The sequence below is a fragment of the Nocardioides sp. CCNWLW239 genome (assembly GCF_037137035.1).
Classification (GTDB): domain Bacteria; phylum Actinomycetota; class Actinomycetes; order Propionibacteriales; family Nocardioidaceae; genus Nocardioides.
Genome location: NZ_JBBBNW010000006.1, coordinates 49,483 through 68,501 on the forward strand (window position 1 = coordinate 49,483; position 19,019 = coordinate 68,501).

The following is a 19,019-nucleotide window of genomic DNA, read 5'->3' on the forward strand; positions in this document are numbered from 1 at the left end:
GACCTGTGTGCCGGGCGACAGGTAGTCCAGCCGGTTTCACCAGCGGAAACGTCGCGTGACCTCAGAACTCCCCCACGGCCGAGCGGGTGGTCACGAAAGGGTTGCCGCCCGCCTGCTCATTTGCCACGATCGCCGCATGACCACCGATGAGGAGCACATCCGGCCCGATGGCGTCGACGATCTCACCGTCGAGGCGCTCGGCGCCATCAGCGAGGCACTCGAAGCGATCGAGATCGCCCGGGGTCATCTGTACGCGCTGCATCGCATCACCGGCACGGCCGACCTCACCTTGGGCAAAGGGGTCGAGCAGCTGCGCGAGGCCGGCCACACCGAGCTCGCGGACAGGTTCGAACGCGAGCTCGTCGGACGCAACGTGCTCTACGGCAGGTGGACGTTCCAGATCGTCGAGGAGTACGACGACGGCTACTACGCCACGTTCAAGCAGCTCGAGAAGGAGGCCCGCGACGCTCTCGTCGGAGGCAAGCGGCACCTCTACGAGTCGGAGATGAAGGACGACCGCCGCACCCGAGGCCGACAGGGCCACGAGCGCCGGCCGGCGCCGGAGGCCTGAGCCTGCCGCCGAGGGCTCTCGGGCTACTCGGCAGCGGCGAGCTGGCCGCAGGCGCCGTCGATCTCGCGGCCGCGGGTGTCGCGGACGGTGGTGGAGATGCCCTTGGCCTCGAGGCGGCGTACGAACTCGCGCTCGTCGGCCGGGTCGGAGGCGGTCCACTTCGAGCCGGGCGTGGGGTTCAACGGGATCAGGTTGACGTGGACCCAGCCCCAGTCGCCGTAGGAGTTGAGTACGTCGGCGAGGAGGTCGGCGCGCCAGGCCTGGTCGTTGATGCCGCGCATCATCGCGTATTCGATGCTCACCCGTCGCTTCGTGACGCGGGCGTAGTTCCAGGCGGCCTCGACGGTCTCGGCGACCGAGAAGCGGGTGTTGATCGGGACCAGCTCGTTGCGCAGCTCGTCGTCGGGAGCGTGCAGCGAGAGGGCGAGAGTGACCGGGATGCCCTCCTCGGTGAGCTGCTTGATCCGGGGCACGAGACCGACGGTCGAGACGGTCACGTGGCGGGCGGAGAGGCCCAGACCCTCGGGGGCCGGCGAGGTGAGTCGTCGGACGGCACCCATGAGCGCCTTGTAGTTGGCCATTGGCTCCCCCATGCCCATGAAGACCACGTTGGAGAGGCGGCCGGGGCCGCCGGGGATCTCGCCGCTGGCCATCTGCCGGGCCGCGACGACAACCTGGTGCACGATCTCGGCGGTCGACATGTTGCGCTCGAGGCCGCCCTGGCCGGTGGCGCAGAACGGGCAGGCCATGCCGCAGCCGGCCTGGGAGGAGATGCAGACCGTGGCACGGTCGGTGTAGCGCATCAGCACCGACTCGACCAGGGCACCGTCGAAGAGCTTCCACAGCGTCTTGACGGTGGTGCCCTTGTCGGCCTCCTGCTGACGGATCGGCGTCATCAGGTCGGGCAGGAAGGTGCTGACGAGCTCTTCTCGCTGGTTGGCCGGAAGGTCGGTCATCTTCGCGGGGTCGTCGACCAGGCGCTCGAAGTAGTGCACCGAGAGCTGCTTGGCCCGGAACCCCGGAAGGCCCGCTTCCTTCGCCGCGTCCTGACGCCCGGCCAGGTCGAGGTCAGCCAGGTGGCGGGGCGGCTTGCCGCGGCCCTTGGGCGGCGCCATCACCAGCGGCAGGCGACGCCCCTCCATCGCGGCGGCCTCAGCCTCGGGGCTGTGCGGGGCTACGGATGCGGGGTCGGGCTCGGTCACTGCTCCAGTGTCCCACCGGGGTGCTGCGTACGGCTAAACCTGGATCCGGGCAGCTCGGTCAGCCGGTCTTCAGCAGGATCCAGAACACGAGGGCACCGACCCCGACGACCACCAGCACGGTCAGGATGATCCCCAACCAGACGAACTGAGCCAGCCGCCGGGTCTTGCGCGGGATGAGCAGGGCGAGCGGCACCAGCAGGGTCAGCGCCACCCAGGGGAACAGCTGCTCGGCGCGCTCTTGCCCGGTCAGCCATGTCAGCAGAGCGCCCCAGGTGCCGGGCACGAGGATGGCGTACGCCAGGCCGATGTAGAACCCGACCAGGGCCGCCACGGTGGGGTGGGAATCGTGCAGCCACGCCCACAGCCCACCCTGCCCCGAGGACTCCTCCTCCGGGGCGTGCTCTTCCTCGACGTCTGGATCGGAGTCCACGTCGAGGTCCGCGGGCTGCTGGGTCACGCTTCAACCGTAACGCCGAACTCGAATCAGTCACGGCAAAGAATCGCGGGTCGGGCATCTGGCCCGCGATACGACGGGACGTTCCTGTCCGCTACTGAGCAGTAGCCCGACAAGAACGTTCTGTCGTATCTCAGATCTCGATGACGTCCGGCATCCCGAGCGCCCGCCAGCGTGTCAGGTCCGGCGGCAGGCCGGTGAGCTCGCTGGCCAGGACGGTCCATGCGGTGCCGTGACCGACGAGCACGACGTCCTCATCGGCGTGGGCCGCCAGGATCCCGGTGACCGCCTTGGTCACGCGGTCCCGGCATGCCTCGAGGGGTTCCCACCCCTCGTACGCAGGAACCGACGGCTCTGCGAACGCTTGCTCGACCGTGGCGTCGAAGTCCTCTACCCACGCCTCGCCCCGGCGGTGCTCACGAAGAGCATCCACCACGCCGACGTCACCGTCGGTGAGCGGCTGGGCGGTCTGCTGTGCCTTGGTCTCGGGTGAGGAATACCACGTGGCACCGGCCGGGAGCCGGTCGCGCAGCGCCCAGACGTCGTCGAACCCGTCAGGGTCGAGCTCCCAGTGCTCCGCCGCGACCCCGCGGACCTGAACGGGTCTGCCGTGGCGTACGAGGAAGAGCATCAGAAGACGCGCCCTCAGAAGACCGCGTAGTGGAGGATCAGCCAGACCGGGGCGACGGTGGCCAGCAGCGAGTCGAGGCGGTCCATCAGGCCGCCGTGGCCGGGGACGATCTGGCTCATGTCCTTGACGCCGAGGTCGCGCTTGATGACGGACTCGACCAGATCACCGAGGACAGCCATCACGCACGCGACGACGCCGAGCGCGACTCCGACCCACCAGGCGCCGTCGAGCAGCCATACGACCAGGCCGACCCCGGTGGCGACGGTGAACACCATCGAACCGACGAAGCCCTCCCAGGACTTCTTCGGCGAGATCACCGGCGCCATCGGGTGCTTGCCGAAGAGGACGCCGGCGACGTAGCCACCGATGTCGGACATGATCGTCAGCAGGACCCAGACGATGATGCCGCGGACACCGTCGTCGGAGAGACCGCCCGAGGTCCAGTCGCCGCCCTCGCCGAGCATGAGCGCGACGAACGAGCCCAGGAAGGGCAGATAGAACAGCGTGAGGACGGCGGCAGCCGAGGTGCGGACGTAGCCTTCGACGCCGCGTCGCAGCACCCAGAGCATGATCACCAGGGCGGTCACCGCCGTGGCCGTCACCAGCGCGTCGGAGCCCCAGAAGTAGGCGACCAGGACCATCACCGTGCCACCGATCATCAGCGGCTGCTCCGGGACGTCCATGTCCTTGGCCATCAGGCCCCGGTGGAGCTCCCAGACCGCGGCGACGACACACCCGACGACGATCAGCATGAACGCCGTCTTCACGAACATCAGGCTCAGCGCGATGGCGACCAGGAGGACGACCGCGGACCCGATCGCCGCGGGCAGGTTGCGGCCGGCGCGGCCGTAGTCCTTCTTCGGCGGCTCGGAAGCTGACGGAGAGGGCGACGGCGGCGTCTGGCTCACAAGGGATTCCTTCATGCTCAGGTCCTTATCTGGGTCTCGATCCCGCCTCGCTGGCTGGAGCCAGGTGGTGCTCACTGGATCTCGACACGCGGTCGCCGCTTCGCAGGCTCAGCGGCGCGCTCGCTCGATCTCTTCGCGTTGTGACCCTGCGACTCCGTCGCAGGGTCACAGGCTCAGACCTCGAGCAGCTCGGCTTCCTTGGACTTGAGGAGCTCGTCGATGGCGTCGGTGTGCTTCTTGGTGAGGCTGTCGAGACGCTTCTCGGCACCGGTCACGTCGTCCTTGCTCGCCTCGCCGTCCTTCTCGAGCTTCTCGAGGCCCTGCTTGGCCTTCTGACGCACCTGGCGAACCGAGACCCGACCCTGCTCCGCCTTCTCCTTGGCGAGCTTGATGTATTCCTTGCGGCGCTCCTCGGTGAGCTCGGGGAAGACCGCACGCAGGATCTTGCCGTCGTTGGACGGGTTGACACCGAGGTCGGAGTCACGGATGGCCTTCTCGACGTTGGCCATCGCGCCGATGTCGAACGGGGCGATGTTGATGATCCGCGGCTCGGGGCTGGTGAACGAGGCAAGCTGCTGGATCGGCGTCGGGGTGCCGTAGTAGTCGACCAGGATCTTGCTGAACATCTGCGGGGTGGCCCGGCCGGCACGGATGGTCGCGAAGTCCTCACGCGTGGAGTCCACCGACTTCACCATCTTGCTGTCGGCCTCGTTGAGGATGTCGTTGATCACCGGTTGCTCCTGTGCGCTCGTAAGTGTTGTGGGTGTGGGTGGCGTCTGGGCTCGTGCCGCTCAGCCAGCGGTGACGAGCGTACCGATCTTCTCACCCTGGACGATCCGGAAGATCGCCCCCTCGTCCTCCGCGCCGTAGACCACGATCGGCATCTTGTTCTCCATGCAGAGGGCGAACGCGGTGGCGTCGGCGATCTTGAGCTGTCGCTGCAGCGCTTCGCCAAAGGTGATCTCATCGTACTTCGTCGCCGTCGGGTCCTTCTTCGGGTCGGCGGTGTAGATGCCGTCGACACCGTTCTTCGCCATCAGGACGACCTCGGAGTGGACCTCGAGAGCGCGCTGGGCCGCGACGGTGTCGGTGGAGAAGAACGGCATCCCCGAGCCGGCGCCGAAGATCACGACTCGGCCCTTCTCGAGGTGACGCATGGCTTTGCGCGGGATGTAGGGCTCGGCGACCTGACCCATCGTGATCGCGGTCTGCACGCGGGTGTCGACGCCCTCCTTCTCGAGGAAGTCCTGCAGCGCGAGGCAGTTCATGACGGTGCCGAGCATGCCCATGTAGTCGGCGCGGGACCGGTCCATGCCGGCCTGCTGGAGCTCGGCGCCACGGAAGAAGTTCCCACCTCCGACCACGATCGCGACCTGAACTCCGGAGGCGGCGACAGCGGCGATCTCCTTGGCGATCGAGGCGACCACGACAGGGTCGACACCAACCTCGCCACCGCCGAAGTTCTCTCCGGACAGCTTGATCAGGATGCGCTGGTAGCGGGTCATGCCGTGGCCTTTCCTCTGGCGATGTCCTGCGGGGTGGTGCAGGTGTTCTCTGTGTACGAAAGAGCCGGTCCGATGATGACCATTCGGTTCATCGGACCGGCTCCTTTCGTCGTACGTTGCTGCTCAACCTAGCTGATCGCGCGCTGTGCGCGCGGAGTCAGGCTCTGGTCAGGCGCCGACGTCGAAGCGGGCGAACTGCTTCACCTGCGTGTTGGCGGCGTCGAGGACCTGCTTGACGGACTTCTTCGACTCGAAGACCGACTCCTGGTCGAGCAGGACGATCTCCTTGAAGAACGCCTTGATGCGACCCTCGACGATCTTGGCGACGGCAGCCTCGGGCTTGCCCTCCTCAAGCGTCTTCTTGGTGAGGACGTCCTTCTCGGCGTCGACCACGTCGGCCGGGACCTCGTCGGAGGTGAGGTACTGCGCCTTCAGCGCGGCAGCCTGCTGAGCGGCCTGCTTCGCGGCCGCCTCGTCACCCTCGTAGGCGACCAGGACGCCGAGGCTCGGCGGCAGGTCGGAGGCCTTCTTGTGCAGGTAGACCGTGGTCTGACCCTCGAAGTAGGCGACCTGGCCGAGCTCGATCTTCTCGCCGATGGTGCGGGCGAGCTCCTCGACGGTCTCGCCGACGGTCTTGTCGCCGAGCGAGACGGCCTTGAGGGCCTCGAGGTCGTTGATCTTGTTGGCGTCGGCGGCCTCGGCGATCTGCTGAGCAGCGGCGACGAAGCCCTCGTTCTTGGCGACGAAGTCGGTCTCCGAGAGGAGGCTGACCAGGGCGTTGCCGGACGCGGCGACGAGGCCGGCCGAGGTGGTGCGCTCCGCAGCGCGGGCGGCAGCCTTGGCCGTGCCCTTGACGCGAAGGATCTCGACAGCCTTGTCGAAGTTGCCGTCAGCCTCGTCGAGCGCCTTCTTGCAGTCCATCATGCCGGCCTGGGTCAGCTCGCGGAGCTTCTTGACGTCGGCAGCGGTGTAAGCCATGTGTGTCTTCCTCTGACTTGTTATGTGGCTCTGGGGTGGACGATGAGGCTCAGGCCTCGGCCGGGGCCTCAGGGGTCTCGGCGGGGGTCTCCTCGGCCGGAGCCTCGGTCGCCTCGGCAGCCGGGGCCTCCTCGGCCTTGGTCTCCTCGGCGGCGGGGGTCTCCTCGGCCTTGGCCTCCTCGGCAGCCGGGGTCGCCAGGAGCTCGCGCTCCCACTCGGCCAGCGGCTCCTCGGCGGTGGCGCCCTCGGTGCCCTCGGTCTTGCCACCGGAGCGGGCGATGAGGCCCTCGGCGACGGCGTCGGCGACCACGCGGGTCAGCAGGCCGACCGCGCGGATGGCGTCGTCGTTGCCCGGGATCGGGAAGTCGACCTCGTCGGGGTCGCAGTTGGTGTCCAGGATGCCGACGATCGGGATCCTGAGCTTGCGAGCCTCCTCGACAGCGAGGTGCTCCTTCTTGGTGTCGACGATCCAGACGGCGGACGGGGTGCGGCCCATCTCGCGGATGCCGCCCAGGGTCTTCTCGAGCTTGTCACGCTCCCGCTTCATCTGCAGGAGCTCCTTCTTCGTGCGGCCCGAGCCGGCGACGTCGTCGAAGTTGACCTCGTCGAGCTCCTTGAGGCGGTTGATCCGCTGGTGCACGGTCTGGAAGTTGGTGAGCATGCCGCCCAGCCAGCGCTGGTTGACGTAGGGCATCCCGACGCGGGTCGCCTGCTCCGCGATGGCCTCCTGGGCCTGCTTCTTGGTGCCCACGAACATGATCGTGCCGCCCTTGGCCACGGTCTCCTTGATGAAGGCGTAGCTGCGGTCGATGTAGGCCAGCGACTGCTGCAGGTCGATGATGTAGATGCCGTTGCGGTCGGTGAGGATGAACCGCTTCATCTTCGGGTTCCAGCGACGGGTCTGGTGTCCGAAGTGGACGCCGCTCTCGAGGAGCTGGCGCATGGTCACGACTGCCATGATGTTTTTTCTCCTAGGTGGTGGCCCGCGTGTGCACCGCTGGTGGCTCGACCTTGCGTTTCTCGAGGTCGGGCGGGTGTTGACGCGAGCCGGTCGGTTTTCAGTTTCGCGCCCGTCAATGGCGACGGGCCCTGACGCCTGCACGCGGTCCGACCTGAGCGTGGTGCTCGGGACTGAGGGCCGCGCCCGCGGGCGACCGGCGTCTCGGAGCGAGGCACCGTCGCGGTCTGCTGGCGTGCGAAGTCAGCCCACAGGGGGCTGCCGGTCCAAGACTAGCCGTCGGCAGGGTCTCGGGCCAATCCTCCGCGAACGGCCCCAGGATGGGCCGATCGGTGTCCACAGGGGTATCTCGGAACAGAGTTATCCACAGGACGCACGACACCCGTTGTGCGGGTCCCCGATCCGGGGTTGTCTCCTCGCCATGACCTCGTACCGATTCTCCGACCGGGCCCGCGCCCTCGTCGCGGCCCTGTTTCTCGTCGTCCTCATCGCCCCGGCAGACCCAGCTCTCGGAATGCCACGTGCCGAGGTGGCGCCCTCCGGCGCCTCGCTGGGTGGGGCTGTGGGTCACGACGAGGGTCCGGATCCGATCGGCGGGACGGACGAGGTCCCCCAGGGTGTCTGGCCGCTGGCCCCGCGGCCGGAGGTCGCGCGCAGGTTCGACCCTCCAGACGATCCGTGGGGCGCAGGTCATCGCGGTGTCGACCTGGCCGCGTCACCAGGCGCGGTGGTTCGTGCCGCGATGGCCGGAACCGTCGCGTTCGTGGGAGTGATCGCCGGAAAGCCTGTGGTCAGTGTCGACCACGGACCGACCCGGACGACGTACGAGCCCGTCGTCGCCACCGTCGTCGAGGGCGACGCGATCGCGGCCGGTGCTCCACTCGGGCGGCTGGGGCTCGTCGGTTCCCACTGCTTCCCCGCCGCCTGCCTGCACTGGGGTTGGATCCGTGACGCAGACGACGTCTACCTCGATCCGCTGTTGCTGGTCGACGCGCCCCGACCGGTCCGGCTCCTCCCCCTCTGGCGGGGCGATCCGGTCCGGTAGGACCGTCCACCGAACCGGGTCCGCCCCCAGGGTTTGTAGACGGACAGCACGACCGCGACCGTCAACGCGGTCAGCGAGACCGCCGGCGGGAACCGCAGGTCGCTCACATCTCCGGTCAGTTCGCCGGACGCTGCCAGGATCTCTCCGATGGTTCGCACCTCGTCCATCCCCGGCATCAGCACGAAGACGATCAGCACGACCAGCACCACATTGACGACCAGCTTCACCGCGACCCACCAGAAGCGCACCAGGCCCCACTTGGTCCCCCAGCCGAGCACCAGGCCGGTCGCCAGCACGATCAGACCTGCAGCGAGCATGGGGCCGGCGAGATAGGTGCCGATCACCTGCAACGCCAGGCCCCGGTCGGCGGCGTCGCCTGATCCCGCCCCGACGGCGGCCAGGATGCCAACCACCACATCGATCCCGAGCCACGCCCCCACTCCGAGGAGATGGAGCACGAGCACGGCCTTGCGTACGCCGGGCCGCAGTCGCATCGGCCGGCTGGACGTCGATTTCCTGGTCATGCCGCCAGCGTGGCGTGCCGAGGGCCGCGCTGCGTCCGCGTTACGGCGTGGCCTGCGTACGCGATGTGGCGTATGACCCCGCCGAGACCTGCGGTTCGGCGACCGAGACGGTAGTCGAGAGTGACGCCTCGGCCGACGCGGGCGACGTCTCGGCAGGTCAGGCGCGGGGGTGGGCCTGACGGTAGGCCTTGCGGAGCCGGTCGCTGCTGACGTGGGTGTAGATCTGGGTGGTGGCGAGGCTGGCGTGGCCGAGGAGCTCCTGGACCGAGCGGAGGTCGGCACCCCCCTCGAGGAGGTGGGTGGCGGTGCTGTGGCGCAGACCGTGGGGGCCGAGGTCGGGCGCGCCGGGGACGTCGGTGAGACGACGGTGGACAAGGGTGCGGACCGCGCGCTGGTCGAGGCGGCCGCCCCGGGCGCCGAGGAACAAGGCCGGGCCGGAGGACTCGGTGATCAGCTGGGGCCGGCCGCGCACGACCCAGCGGTCCAACGCCCGCGCTGCTGGACCTCCGAAGGGCACCATTCGCTCCTTGCGCCCCTTACCGAGCACGCGTACCACCCGGCGTTCGTAGTCGACATCATCCAGATCGAGGCCGACGAGCTCGCCGACGCGGGCGCCGGTCGCGTAGAGCAGCTCGAGCACGGCGATGTCGCGCATCCCGACCGCTGTGCCGTCCTCTGCGGCGGCGATGGCCGCGGCGATGAGGGACTCGACCTCGTCGGGGCGGAGTACGGGCGGAAGCGTCCGATGTGCCTTGGGCGAGCCGAGTGCAGAACCGGCGTCGACCTGTGCCCGGCCGGTCCGCACCAGCCAGGAGCAGAAGACCCGCGCCGCGGTGGCCCGTCGGGCCAGCGTGGTCCGAGAGTGACCGGTGGTCTGCTGCTTGGCCAGCCAGCTGCGCAGCGTACGCAGGTCGATCCCCTCCGGGTCGGTGCGGCCCATCCGGCCGGCGTGGTCGAGCAGGCTGCGGATGTCGCCCAGATAGGCCCGGACCGTGTGGTCGGAGAGGCCGCGTTCGGCGCTGAGGTGTCGCTCGTAGTCGCCGAGGAGCGCAGCGTAGACCTCGAGAGGCTCCGCATCCGCGGACCCGCCGTCCTGGCCTGCCTCGGGTTCACCGCTCACCCGAGCCAGGATAGGCGTTGCCCTGCGCCTCAGGTGCGAGCCGCGCCTGGAGCCAGCTGCCACCCCTCCGGGAACCGTTCGGCGAGGCCGAGCGCCTCGAGGCGGGACAGCGCCGTGCCTGCTGTCTTCGGGTGCAGACACGCCGACCTCGCGACATCGAGCTGAGACCTGGGACTGCTCACCGGGACGGCGTCGAGGACCTGCTTCTCGATGGAGGTGAGTGAGTCACGGCGGCGTACGGGACCACGGCGCTCCACCGGGAGGGCCTCCCCCGCGTCACCGACGAGCTCGCGGACCTCGAGACCGTCGGTCACCAGGATGCCGTTGCCGCTGCGGAGGAGCTCATGGGTGCCGACCGAGGTCATCGCACCCACCTGGCCCGGCACTGCCATCACGGGAGTGTTGATGCTGTAAGCCCAGTTCGATGTGTTGAGGGATCCGCTGCGCGCCGCCGCCTCGACGACGACGGTCCCACGAGCGAGGGCGGCGATGATCCGGTTGCGGGAGAGGAATCGGTAGCGGGTGACGGGGAAGCCCGGTGCGATCTCCGAGATCACGGCGCCGCTCTCGGCGATCGCGTCGATCAGGCGCCGGTTGCGCAGTGGATAGGGCACGTCGACGCCTCCCGCGAGGACGGCGACGGTGCTCCCCGGCGGGCCGGTGAGCGCGCCTCGATGCGCGGCCGCATCGATGCCGACCGCTGCACCGGAGACGGTCACGAAGTCGTTGACCGCGAGATCCGCGGCGATCCTGGCGGCGGCGTCGGCGCCGTAGGCCGTCGCCTCGCGAGACCCGACGACCGCGACCGAACGGTCGAGGTCGCTGAGGAGGAGCGGTCCCCGCACCCAGAGGCCGAGCGGTGTGCCGGTGCGGTTCTGAAGGGGTTCCTGGCCGGCGAGCCGCTCGATCTGAACAGGCCACTCCTCGTCGCCGGGGATGACGAAGCGGAACCCGGCGTTGGTCGCTCGCTCCAGGTCGCGGTCGGGATGGATCTGGGCAAGGCGCGCCCTCGCTTCGAGTCCGTCCGCACCGAGAGCAGGATCCTCCTCGGCGAATCGTCGATACACCTCCGCCGCCGTGGATCCCACCATGCAGGTGTCGAGCAACGGGGTGCCCGGTTCGACCAGCTGGGTCAGCGCGATCCGGGCCAGGCGCTCGCGCTCGAGGTCGGTGAAGGCGGGCGCGACGGACTCCGCGGTCATGCCGACCTCCCCTCGAAGACCGAGACTCCGAGGGAGCCACCGCTGCGCAGAGCGAGCGCCGTCTCGGTCTCGGCGACACCCGGCCAGTCGACCCCGGCCAGGTCGGCCACCGTCCAGGCGAGGCGATGCACCCGCACCGCACCGCGCCGGGTCAGCGCACCGGAGAAGATGCGTGAGTCGATCAACGCCTCGGCCGACGGCGGCAGCGGCCAATTGTCGCGCAGGGCGATCCCGCTGGCCTGGCCGTTGAGCCGCCATCCGAAGTCGGCGTAGCGCTCGCGCTGCCTGCGTCTGGCCGCACTGACCCGCTCGCGGATATCCGCGCTGGCTTCCGAACCCCACGGGTCGTGGTTCTGCTCGGACATCGGCCGCAGAGTGCGACTGATGTCGATGCGGTCGGTGATCGGCCCGGAGACCTTCCGCGCGTAGGCCTGGCGCTCGTTGGACCGGCAGATGCAGCCGTCCTTGGTGACCGAGGCGTCGTAGTTGCCGCACGGGCACGGGTTGGCGGCGAGGACGACCAGCGCACGCGCGGGCAGCGTCACCGACTCCTCCCCGCGGGACACGGTGATGTCACCGCTCTCCAGCGGTTCACGCAGGCACTCGATCACGTCGCTCTTGAACAGCGGGAACTCGTCGAGGAAGAGGATCCCGGCGTGGGACAGCGAGACCTGACCCGGACGGACCCGACCGCTGCCGCCACCGACGATGCCGGGCTTGGAGGCGTCGTGGTGCGGTGCGGCGAAGGGTGGCCGGGTGAGCAGCCCGCGGTCGACGTCGAGCACACCGGCCAGCGACTGCACCGCCATCACCTCCAGCGACTCCTCGCGGGACAGATCAGGCAAGATCGTCGGGATCCGCTCGGCGATCGAGGTCTTCCCGCAGCCTTTCGGGCCCTTGAGCAGGAGGTGGTGTCCCCCGGCAGCCGCGACCTCCACCGCGTAGCGGGTCTCGGGCATGCCCCGAAGATCGGACATGTCCATGTCGTCGAGCCGGCGATCACCTCGCCAGCCGAGCAGACTCCCGCCGGTGCCGGTCGCGACCGGTGGGGCGTCGGGCACCGGCTCGCCACGCAGCTCTGCGACCACCTGGCCGAGCGACCGGAAACCCAGGATCTCCATCCCGGGAACCATCCGCGCCTCGGCCACCTGCGGCTCCGGCACCACCACCCGGACGATCCCGGCGTGGGAGGCGGCGAGCACCATCGGGAGCACGCCGGAGGTCGGTCGCAGCCCACCGTCCAGGGCCAGCTCGCCGATGAAGACCGTACGCTCCAGCCCGACCTTCTCGATCTCACCACCGGCAGCGAGGATCGCCAAGGCCATCGCGAGATCGTAGTGCGAGCCGCCCTTGGGCAGGTCCGCCGGTGAGAGCAGCACCGTGATCCGCTTGGTCGCGGGCCACTCGAGCTCGGAGTTGATGATCGCCATCCGGACCCGATCGCGTCCTTCGGCCAGCACGCTGTCAGCGCGACCTACCAGCGTTACCCCTACCAGCCCGGGTGAGACATCGGCCTGCACATCGATCAGATGGCCGACCGCGCCGCGAAGCGCGACACCGTGAGCCCGCGCGTATCCCATCACAGCCCCCTGACGTGCTCGACCAGCGCCGAGCCACGGGGCGCGTGCATCACGGCCACGAGATCGATCCGGATCCCCGGGGCCTGCACGTCGTGCTCCTGCAGCCAGGCCATCCCCAGCCGCTTCAGCCGGTCGAGCTTGGTCTTGTCGACCGCCTCGTGCGGTGTGCCGCATCCGTCATGGCTGCGGGTCTTCACCTCGCAGACGACCAGCGTGTCGTCCTCGCGGAGAACCAGGTCGATCTCTCCGTCGGCACACCGCCAGTTGCGATCGAGCACGATCATGCCCGCTTCGACCAGATGCCTCTCGGCGACCGATTCGCCGTAGTTTCCCAGCGCGATCCGCGCTGGCGCCGTTGAACTCATCGTGGACCTCCTGCCCTTCGGCTTCGAGGTCCACATTCATTGCGAGCACCGACAATCCGATCCGGTTTCAGGGCGCCTGGGGATAACCCCGGATCGAGATCGCCCTGTGGATGGCAACTGGCCACCCAGAGCGGTGCACGGTCAGTCGAGCGGCTGGTCGATGTCGGTCGGGTTGAGCGTCTCCACGTTGACGTCCTTGAAGGTGAGCACCTTGACGGCCTTCGCGAACCGGGCCGGCCGATACATGTCCCACACCCAGACGTCGTTCATCGACACCTCGAAGTAGACATCGCCCGAGTCCGTACGCGCCCGCACGTCGACCTGGTTGCACAGATAGAACCGGCGGTCGGTCTCGACGACGTACTTGAAGATGCCGACCACGTCGCGATACTCGCGGTAGAGGGTCAGCTCCATCTCGGTCTCGTACTTCTCGAGATCCTCCGCGCTCACGCCGCCACCTCCGTAGAGGACAGCGAAGAATACGGACGCGGCGGCCTGAGATCGTTGGTCGCTCGCTGACGCTCGCTCATGTCACGACTCTAGAGCCAACTCCCGCGAAGAGCCGGGAAGACTCCACGAGCGCCGGTGATATGCCGACGGACCCAGCCGCTCGAGCGCGGCGATGTGGGCGGGTGCGGAGTAGCCCTTGTTGTCGGCCCACGCGTAGTCGGGGTATTCCTCGTGGAGTGCGACCATCAGCGCGTCACGCGAGGTCTTCGCCAGGATCGAGGCGGCCGCGACCGCGGCACACTTCATGTCGGCCTTGATCATCGTCGTCACCGGCGGCACCTCGACCTCCTCCACCATCGCGGAGACCTCGCCGAAGAGCCCCTCCTGCACGGGCGGGGTCAGGTAGTTGTGGTTGCCGTCGAGCAGCAACGCGTCGGGACGTACGTCCAGAGCGCCCAGCGCCCGCTGGCCGGCAAGCCGCATCGCGGCCATGATCCCGACCTCGTCGATCTCAGAGGCCAGCGCGTGCCCGACGGCCGAGTCGACCGCCCAGCGGCGCACCTTCGGTGCGAGCTTCTCGCGGGCCTCGGGAGTGAGCAGTTTGGAGTCACGTACGCCCTGGGGTGCCGTCCGCGTCGCCACGGAGATCACCACGATCCCGATCGAGACCGGCCCGCAGAGCGCACCGCGCCCCACCTCGTCGACGGCACCGAGATAGGTGATGCCGTCGCGCAGCATCGATCGCTCGACACGCAGGTTAGGGGCACTGCTCACTGTGACGGCACGTCCTCGAAGCTCTCGGGTCGGTGGATCCATTTTGCCCGATCCAGCGGCCAGCCGAGTGCGACGACCTTGCCGACGACGTTCTCCTCCGGCACCCACGGCACCAGCGCGCAGTCGGTCTCGTTGGCCGTGCACATGTGCACCGTCGAGTCGGCCGAGTTGGCCCGGTTGTCGCCCATCACGAACAGCGACCCTTCCGGCACCGGACCGATCTCCCAGTGGCGAGTGCCGGGCATCGGGCCGAAGCACTCACCGTCCTTGTTGGGACGGCCGCACTTGGTCTCGGAGGGGCGCGCGTACGGCTCGTCGATCGGTACGCCGTTGACCATCAGCCGGCCCTGCTTGTCGCAGCACTCGATGACGTCGCCGGGAACCCCGATGACACGCTTCACCAGGTGACCGCCCTCGGGGTAGAGACCGATGACCGCGAGCGTCTTGCCGACGATGTTGCTGGGACCCGCCGACTCGTCGACACCGAGCCACGAACCCGGGTCGGAGAAGACCACCACGTCGCCGCGCTGCGGCGTGCCGGCCAGCCAGTAGGACGGCTTCTCGACCAACACCCGGTCGTCGGTCGCCACCGACGGGCCGCCCTGCAGGCCTGGCTCCATGGACTCCGAGGGGATGTAGAAGGCCTGCACGAACAGGGCCTTCACGACGACCGCGACCAGCACGGCCAGCACGACCAGGACGATGCCCTCCTGCCAGGCCGACAACCGCGGCTTCGACTCCTCTTCGCGGCGTGGACCGTTGCCCGGTCCGGACTGCTCGGCGCCCCAGCGCGGAGCCTGGGGCGGAGACGAGAACGACCGCGATCCCCCTGTGTCGGGCCCGTCCCAACGGGCCTGGGGCCCGACGCCGACGGAAGGATCGCGGTCGTTCGAAGTCACGCGGTGAGTCTAGAGAGTTCCTCCACAACGAGCCTCATCGACTCGCAATGCTCAGGAGCCTCTCAGGCCTCGCGGCGCTCCTTGATCTTGGCCTTCTTGCCACGCAGGTTGCGCAGGTAGTAGAGCTTCGCGCGACGGACGTCACCGCGGGTGACGACCTCGATCTGCTCGAAGATCGGGGAGTGCAGCGGGAAGGTGCGCTCGACGCCCACACCGAAGGAGACCTTGCGGACGGTGAAGGTGCGGCCGATGCCGGAACCGTGGACGCGGATCACGACGCCCTGGAAGATCTGGACGCGGGACCGGTTGCCCTCGACGACCTTCACGTGGACCTTGACGGTGTCGCCGGCGCGGAACTCCGGCAGGTCGTCGCGCTTGGAGGCGTTGCCGACCTCAGCGAGTACGTTGCTCATCTTTTCTCCTCACGCTCGCCACAGGCCGATCGCGGTCATCCATGCCCTGGTCAGGGCGATCTTTGGCGGTGGCCCAGCCGCGCTGGCCGGCGGCGCACGGTTCCCCCTGTGGCAGGAGCCCGTCGCGACACCTCCGGGTGTCTTCTTCGGAGCGTGCTTCGGCCGACTGGACCGGTCCACAAGTCTGCCACAGCGCCGCGGACCGCCGAGAATCGCGGCGTACGCAGTGACCGGCCCGTGCAAGGATGCCCCCGTGACCGACACCGACTGGCCGCCACACACCTACGTGACGCGCCCCTATCGGCAGCGGATCCCGCGCGGGCCGCGTGCCGACCGGCTGCTCCGCGAGGTCACGGTGGCGTTGCCGCCGCACATCGCCGATCTCGATCTGGCGCTGGAGCGACCGGTGGCGGCGATGACGACCGCCAGCGCCGGCGCGCTGCGTCACCTCGATCTGGTCCACGGACGGACGATGGCCGGTCTCAACCACCTGCAGCTGCGCACCGAGGCGATCGACTCCTCCAAGATCGAGCACGTCGAGGCCAGTCTGGCCGACTACGGACGGGCGCTGCTGGGGATCGGGGCCAACGCCTCGGCCGTCTCGATGGCCTCGGCGACGCAGGCCATGGACCGGCTGATCCGGGAGGCAGACACCACCCGCAAGATCACCTCCGACGCGATCCTGCGCGCCCACCGCGACCTGTTCGCGCGCCACCCGGACGAGGCGGCCACCGCCGGCAGGTTCCGCACCGTGCAGAACTGGGTCGGCGGCTCCGACTACGCACCTCGCGACTCGCTCCACGTGCCACCGCCGCCGGAGACGGTCCTCGACTACATCGAGGACCTGGTCGCGTTCGCGAACCGCGATGATCTCGCCCCCATCGCGCAGGCGGCGATCGTGCACGCGCAGTTCGAGTCGATCCATCCGTTCATCGACGGCAACGGACGCATCGGCCGCGCACTCATCCACGCGGTGCTCCGGCGACGCCGCGCGTCGCGCCACCTGGCCGTCCCGATCGCCTCGGCGCTCGTCGCCCACCGTGACCGCTACTTCGGCGCGCTCAACGACTACCGAGCCGGCACCGCAGCCACCATCATCGCGATGCTCGCCGCCTCGACGACCATCGCCACGACGGAGTCCTGGAAGACGGCCGAGGCCTTGGACAGGATCCGGCGCGACTGGGGGCAGGCGGCCGGTGACCCACGGCCGGGGTCTGCTGCGTACCGCCTTCTCGACCTCCTCACCGAGGAGCCCATCCTCAACGCCGAGCTCGTCACCACGTCGCTCAAGGTCGAGGACGCCATCGGGACGATCGAGGGGCTGGAGCGTGCCGGTGTTCTCACCCGCATCAAGCGCACCCGCCGCTCCCCCGTATGGGTCGCCCCGGCGGTGCTGGCCGAGGTCGAGGACCTCAGCGCTCGCATCCAGCATCAGGCCAGGCAGCTTCCCTACGGGCCGCGCTGAGGCCTGTCCGTTCGTCTAGGTATGCAGGCGAACCGCCACATCCCGTGCGGAACTCCGCCAGGGAAGTGATCACTCACCTGCATACCTTGCCGAACATCCCCGTACGCCGCGAGGCCCGCCCCGGTGAAACCAGGGCGGGCCTCGCGGAGGATCCGATCAGGTCAGCCGAGCTCGGAGTAGCCGGGCTCGTGGAGAACGGTGTCGATACCGGCGACCTCGTCCTCCTCCTTGGCGCGGAAGCCGATGGTCTTCTCGATCGCGAAGCCGATGACGAAGGCCACCACGAACGAGAAGGCGATCACGGTGAGCGAGGAGAGGATCTGGGCTCCGAGCAGCTTGGCGCTGCCACCGAAGATCAGGCTGCCGCCGGTGAGCGACTCCATCCCGAAGATGCCCACCCACACGCAGCCGATGAACCCGGCGACGAGGTGGATGCCGACGACGTCGAGGGTGTCGTCGAAGCCGAGCTTGAACTTCAGCTCGACGGCAAGGGCGCAGATGGCACCGGCGACCAGGCCGAGGATGAGGGCCCAGACCGGGCTGACGAACGCGCACGCCGGCGTGATCGCGACCAGACCGGTGACGATGCCGGAGGCAGCGCCGACGGCGGTCGGCTTGCCGTCCTTGAACTGCTCGACGACGATCCAGCCGATCATGCCGGCGGCGGGGGTGAGCAGGGTGTTGAGGAAGATCAGCGAGGTCTGACCCTCGTCCGCACCGAAGACACCGGTGTTGAAGCCGAACCAGCCGAACCACAGGATCGCGGTGCCGATCAGCACGAGAGGTACGTTGTGCGCGACCGTCTCCTCCTTGGAGAAGCCGACCTTGCGCCGACCGAGCACGAGCGCCAGCGCCAGCGCCGCCGCACCAGCGGACTGGTGGATCACCGTACCGCCTGCCCAGTCGAGCGAGCCGCCGAGGCCGTAGACGTTGTTGGCGAGCCAGCCGTAGAAGTTGCCCTCGGCGTCCACGCCCCAGATCCACCGGAAGGTCGGGAAGACCACGAAGGTGGCGAAGAAGACCGCGAAGATCATCCAGGGCCAGAAGCGGGCACGGTCGGCGACCGCACCCGAGACCAGGGCGACGGTGATGATGCAGAAAGCGACCAGGAAGGCGTGCCCACCGAAGAGGTTGCCGGCGTCACCGCTGCCTGCGGAGGTGACCAGGTCGGTCATGCCGAAGTCCTCGAACGGGTTGCCGAAGAGCTTGGTGCCGCCGCTGGTGCCGTTGCCGGCGATACCGGTGCCGCCGTAGAGGACGTAGAGGATCGTGACGACGGCCATCGAGCCGAAGCTCAGCATCATCATCGAGACGACGGACTTGGCCTTCACCAGACCGCCATAGAAGAACGCGAGGCCGGGGGTCATGAAGATGACCAGGGCCGCGCACAGGAGTTGCCATGCTAGTTCGACAGACATTCAGTGCCTCATAGAAGTCTCGGGACCGGGCGGTGGCGTCACGCGAGCCACGTCGCTCGTCGTACGCATTGCCCGGAATCGTTGCGATGCTTCGTTTCAGAGACCGATGCCTGGTGTTACAGGAAAGTAACAGTGTGACGGGATGCCGATCGCGCTACCGTCGAGATCCTCGGTTCTTCGTCAGGATCACGGCACCCGGCGGGGCCTCGAGATCCCGGCGCAGGCGGAAGCCCGCCTTCTTGTAGATCCGCTGGTTGCGCTCGCTCTTGGCTCCGGTGAAGAGCTGATAGGTGCTGGCTCCTGCCGGGGCGACGGCCTGGATGTGGTCCAGCAGCTGGCGACCGATACCCCGACCCTGCATACCCGGAGCGGTCATCAGCCGTCCGATCTCCCAGACATCACCGATGAGCCGGGCACGGACCGAGCCGACCAGCCGCCCGGCGGAGCGGACGACGTAGACGTCGTGGGTCTCCAGTGCGCGCACCGTGTCGTCGAGGGACTCGTGCAGCGGAGGGATCGAGACACCGGGGTTGTCATGCATCTCCTGCACCCAGCAG

22 protein-coding genes are annotated in these 19,019 nt (G+C 68.6%); 3 read left to right on the forward strand and 19 right to left on the reverse strand.

Annotated elements, in window-relative coordinates:
- The first annotated feature begins 136 nt into the window (after positions 1–136).
- Entirely contained in the window at positions 137–571 is a 435-nt protein-coding gene (locus WBG06_RS20985; RefSeq protein WP_336738928.1) for a hypothetical protein, read from the forward strand.
- A 23-nt stretch (positions 572–594) separates the two neighbouring features.
- On the opposite strand, the gene rlmN is transcribed toward WBG06_RS20985, so the two are convergent.
- The 8 genes from rlmN to rpsB form a co-directional block, all read right to left on the reverse strand.
- Positions 595–1,713: a 23S rRNA (adenine(2503)-C(2))-methyltransferase RlmN gene (rlmN, locus tag WBG06_RS20990; RefSeq protein WP_336739348.1), complete on the reverse strand. Its 1,119-nt coding sequence runs from the start codon at positions 1,711–1,713 to the stop codon at positions 595–597.
- A 118-nt stretch (positions 1,714–1,831) separates the two neighbouring features.
- On the reverse strand, positions 1,832–2,230 hold the full coding sequence (locus tag WBG06_RS20995) for a hypothetical protein (protein WP_336738930.1): 399 nt from the start codon (positions 2,228–2,230) through the stop codon (positions 1,832–1,834).
- Between the two features lie 130 nt (positions 2,231–2,360).
- Positions 2,361–2,858, reverse strand: a complete 498-nt coding sequence (locus WBG06_RS21000) for a histidine phosphatase family protein (RefSeq protein WP_336738932.1) — start codon at positions 2,856–2,858, stop codon at positions 2,361–2,363.
- A gap of 14 nt (positions 2,859–2,872) precedes the next feature.
- Positions 2,873–3,781 carry a phosphatidate cytidylyltransferase gene (locus tag WBG06_RS21005; RefSeq protein WP_336738934.1) on the reverse strand — a complete coding sequence of 303 codons (909 nt, stop codon included), beginning with the start codon at positions 3,779–3,781 and terminating at the stop codon, positions 2,873–2,875.
- Between the two features lie 158 nt (positions 3,782–3,939).
- Positions 3,940–4,494, reverse strand: coding sequence for a ribosome recycling factor (frr, locus tag WBG06_RS21010; protein ID WP_201451342.1), 555 nt, complete (start codon positions 4,492–4,494; stop codon positions 3,940–3,942).
- Between the two features lie 63 nt (positions 4,495–4,557).
- On the reverse strand, positions 4,558–5,271 hold the full coding sequence (gene pyrH / locus WBG06_RS21015; RefSeq protein ID WP_336738936.1) for a UMP kinase: 714 nt from the start codon (positions 5,269–5,271) through the stop codon (positions 4,558–4,560).
- Positions 5,272–5,439: 168 nt separating this feature from the next.
- Positions 5,440–6,249: a translation elongation factor Ts gene (gene tsf, locus WBG06_RS21020; RefSeq protein ID WP_336738938.1), complete on the reverse strand. Its 810-nt coding sequence runs from the start codon at positions 6,247–6,249 to the stop codon at positions 5,440–5,442.
- Between the two features lie 49 nt (positions 6,250–6,298).
- Entirely contained in the window at positions 6,299–7,207 is a 909-nt protein-coding gene (rpsB, locus tag WBG06_RS21025; RefSeq protein ID WP_336738940.1) for a 30S ribosomal protein S2, read from the reverse strand.
- Between the two features lie 421 nt (positions 7,208–7,628).
- Here rpsB and WBG06_RS21030 point away from each other — a divergent pair, with 421 nt between their 5' ends.
- A complete protein-coding gene (locus tag WBG06_RS21030; protein ID WP_336738942.1) occupies positions 7,629–8,252 on the forward strand; it encodes a peptidoglycan DD-metalloendopeptidase family protein in 624 nt (207 codons plus the stop codon).
- Here the strand turns inward: WBG06_RS21030 and WBG06_RS21035 are convergent.
- From WBG06_RS21035 to rplS, 9 genes are all read right to left on the reverse strand, one after another.
- Positions 8,171–8,776 (reverse strand): hypothetical protein, encoded by a 606-nt coding sequence (locus WBG06_RS21035; protein ID WP_336738944.1) that lies wholly within the window; start codon positions 8,774–8,776, stop codon positions 8,171–8,173. The two genes, WBG06_RS21030 and WBG06_RS21035, sit on opposite strands and share 82 nt — an antisense overlap.
- Before the next feature lie 157 nt (positions 8,777–8,933).
- Positions 8,934–9,896, reverse strand: a complete 963-nt coding sequence (locus WBG06_RS21040; RefSeq protein ID WP_336738946.1) for a tyrosine recombinase XerC — start codon at positions 9,894–9,896, stop codon at positions 8,934–8,936.
- A 29-nt stretch (positions 9,897–9,925) separates the two neighbouring features.
- Positions 9,926–11,098 (reverse strand): DNA-processing protein DprA, encoded by a 1,173-nt coding sequence (gene dprA / locus WBG06_RS21045; protein WP_336738948.1) that lies wholly within the window; start codon positions 11,096–11,098, stop codon positions 9,926–9,928.
- Positions 11,095–12,678, reverse strand: coding sequence for a YifB family Mg chelatase-like AAA ATPase (locus WBG06_RS21050; RefSeq protein WP_336738950.1), 1,584 nt, complete (start codon positions 12,676–12,678; stop codon positions 11,095–11,097). The genes dprA and WBG06_RS21050 overlap by 4 nt, the downstream gene beginning before the upstream one ends.
- Complete coding sequence (locus tag WBG06_RS21055) at positions 12,678–13,043, reverse strand: YraN family protein (RefSeq protein ID WP_336738952.1); 366 nt, start codon at positions 13,041–13,043, stop codon at positions 12,678–12,680. The genes WBG06_RS21050 and WBG06_RS21055 overlap by 1 nt, the downstream gene beginning before the upstream one ends.
- Before the next feature lie 141 nt (positions 13,044–13,184).
- Positions 13,185–13,493 carry a DUF2469 domain-containing protein gene (locus WBG06_RS21060; RefSeq protein WP_045550889.1) on the reverse strand — a complete coding sequence of 103 codons (309 nt, stop codon included), beginning with the start codon at positions 13,491–13,493 and terminating at the stop codon, positions 13,185–13,187.
- 81 nt (positions 13,494–13,574) lie between these two features.
- Positions 13,575–14,267 (reverse strand): ribonuclease HII, encoded by a 693-nt coding sequence (locus tag WBG06_RS21065; RefSeq protein ID WP_336738957.1) that lies wholly within the window; start codon positions 14,265–14,267, stop codon positions 13,575–13,577.
- The gene (gene lepB, locus WBG06_RS21070) at positions 14,264–15,166 is read right to left on the reverse strand and encodes a signal peptidase I (protein ID WP_336738959.1); all 903 of its coding nucleotides are present in this window, start codon (positions 15,164–15,166) and stop codon (positions 14,264–14,266) included. Before lepB ends, WBG06_RS21065 begins: the two co-directional genes overlap by 4 nt.
- Positions 15,167–15,228: 62 nt before the next feature.
- Positions 15,229–15,579 (reverse strand): 50S ribosomal protein L19, encoded by a 351-nt coding sequence (gene rplS, locus WBG06_RS21075; RefSeq protein ID WP_336738960.1) that lies wholly within the window; start codon positions 15,577–15,579, stop codon positions 15,229–15,231.
- Between the two features lie 253 nt (positions 15,580–15,832).
- On the opposite strand from rplS, the gene WBG06_RS21080 reads away from it, so the two are divergent.
- Entirely contained in the window at positions 15,833–17,044 is a 1,212-nt protein-coding gene (locus WBG06_RS21080) for a Fic family protein (protein ID WP_336738961.1), read from the forward strand.
- Between the two features lie 161 nt (positions 17,045–17,205).
- Here the strand turns inward: WBG06_RS21080 and WBG06_RS21085 are convergent, their stop codons facing one another.
- Positions 17,206–18,462: an ammonium transporter gene (locus WBG06_RS21085; RefSeq protein WP_336738963.1), complete on the reverse strand. Its 1,257-nt coding sequence runs from the start codon at positions 18,460–18,462 to the stop codon at positions 17,206–17,208.
- Positions 18,463–18,616: 154 nt separating this feature from the next.
- Positions 18,617–19,003, reverse strand: a complete 387-nt coding sequence (locus WBG06_RS21090; RefSeq protein ID WP_336739350.1) for a GNAT family N-acetyltransferase — start codon at positions 19,001–19,003, stop codon at positions 18,617–18,619.
- Between the last annotated feature and the right edge of the window lie 16 nt (positions 19,004–19,019).

Coding starts and splice junctions, on each gene's coding strand:
- WBG06_RS21000 (WP_336738932.1), bottom strand. CDS start 2,858: ATGCTCTTCCTCGTACGCCACGGCAGACCCGTTCAGGTCCGCGGGGTC.
- WBG06_RS21085 (WP_336738963.1), bottom strand. CDS start 18,462: ATGTCTGTCGAACTAGCATGGCAACTCCTGTGCGCGGCCCTGGTCATC.
- WBG06_RS21035 (WP_336738944.1), bottom strand. CDS start 8,776: ATGACCAGGAAATCGACGTCCAGCCGGCCGATGCGACTGCGGCCCGGC.
- rplS (WP_336738960.1), bottom strand. CDS start 15,579: ATGAGCAACGTACTCGCTGAGGTCGGCAACGCCTCCAAGCGCGACGAC.
- WBG06_RS21090 (WP_336739350.1), bottom strand. CDS start 19,003: ATGCATGACAACCCCGGTGTCTCGATCCCTCCGCTGCACGAGTCCCTC.
- pyrH (WP_336738936.1), bottom strand. CDS start 5,271: ATGACCCGCTACCAGCGCATCCTGATCAAGCTGTCCGGAGAGAACTTC.
- dprA (WP_336738948.1), bottom strand. CDS start 11,098: ATGACCGCGGAGTCCGTCGCGCCCGCCTTCACCGACCTCGAGCGCGAG.
- tsf (WP_336738938.1), bottom strand. CDS start 6,249: ATGGCTTACACCGCTGCCGACGTCAAGAAGCTCCGCGAGCTGACCCAG.
- WBG06_RS21005 (WP_336738934.1), bottom strand. CDS start 3,781: ATGAAGGAATCCCTTGTGAGCCAGACGCCGCCGTCGCCCTCTCCGTCA.
- rpsB (WP_336738940.1), bottom strand. CDS start 7,207: ATGGCAGTCGTGACCATGCGCCAGCTCCTCGAGAGCGGCGTCCACTTC.
- WBG06_RS20985 (WP_336738928.1), top strand. CDS start 137: ATGACCACCGATGAGGAGCACATCCGGCCCGATGGCGTCGACGATCTC.
- WBG06_RS21050 (WP_336738950.1), bottom strand. CDS start 12,678: ATGGGATACGCGCGGGCTCACGGTGTCGCGCTTCGCGGCGCGGTCGGC.
- rlmN (WP_336739348.1), bottom strand. CDS start 1,713: ATGGAGGGGCGTCGCCTGCCGCTGGTGATGGCGCCGCCCAAGGGCCGC.
- WBG06_RS21030 (WP_336738942.1), top strand. CDS start 7,629: ATGACCTCGTACCGATTCTCCGACCGGGCCCGCGCCCTCGTCGCGGCC.
- WBG06_RS21055 (WP_336738952.1), bottom strand. CDS start 13,043: ATGAGTTCAACGGCGCCAGCGCGGATCGCGCTGGGAAACTACGGCGAA.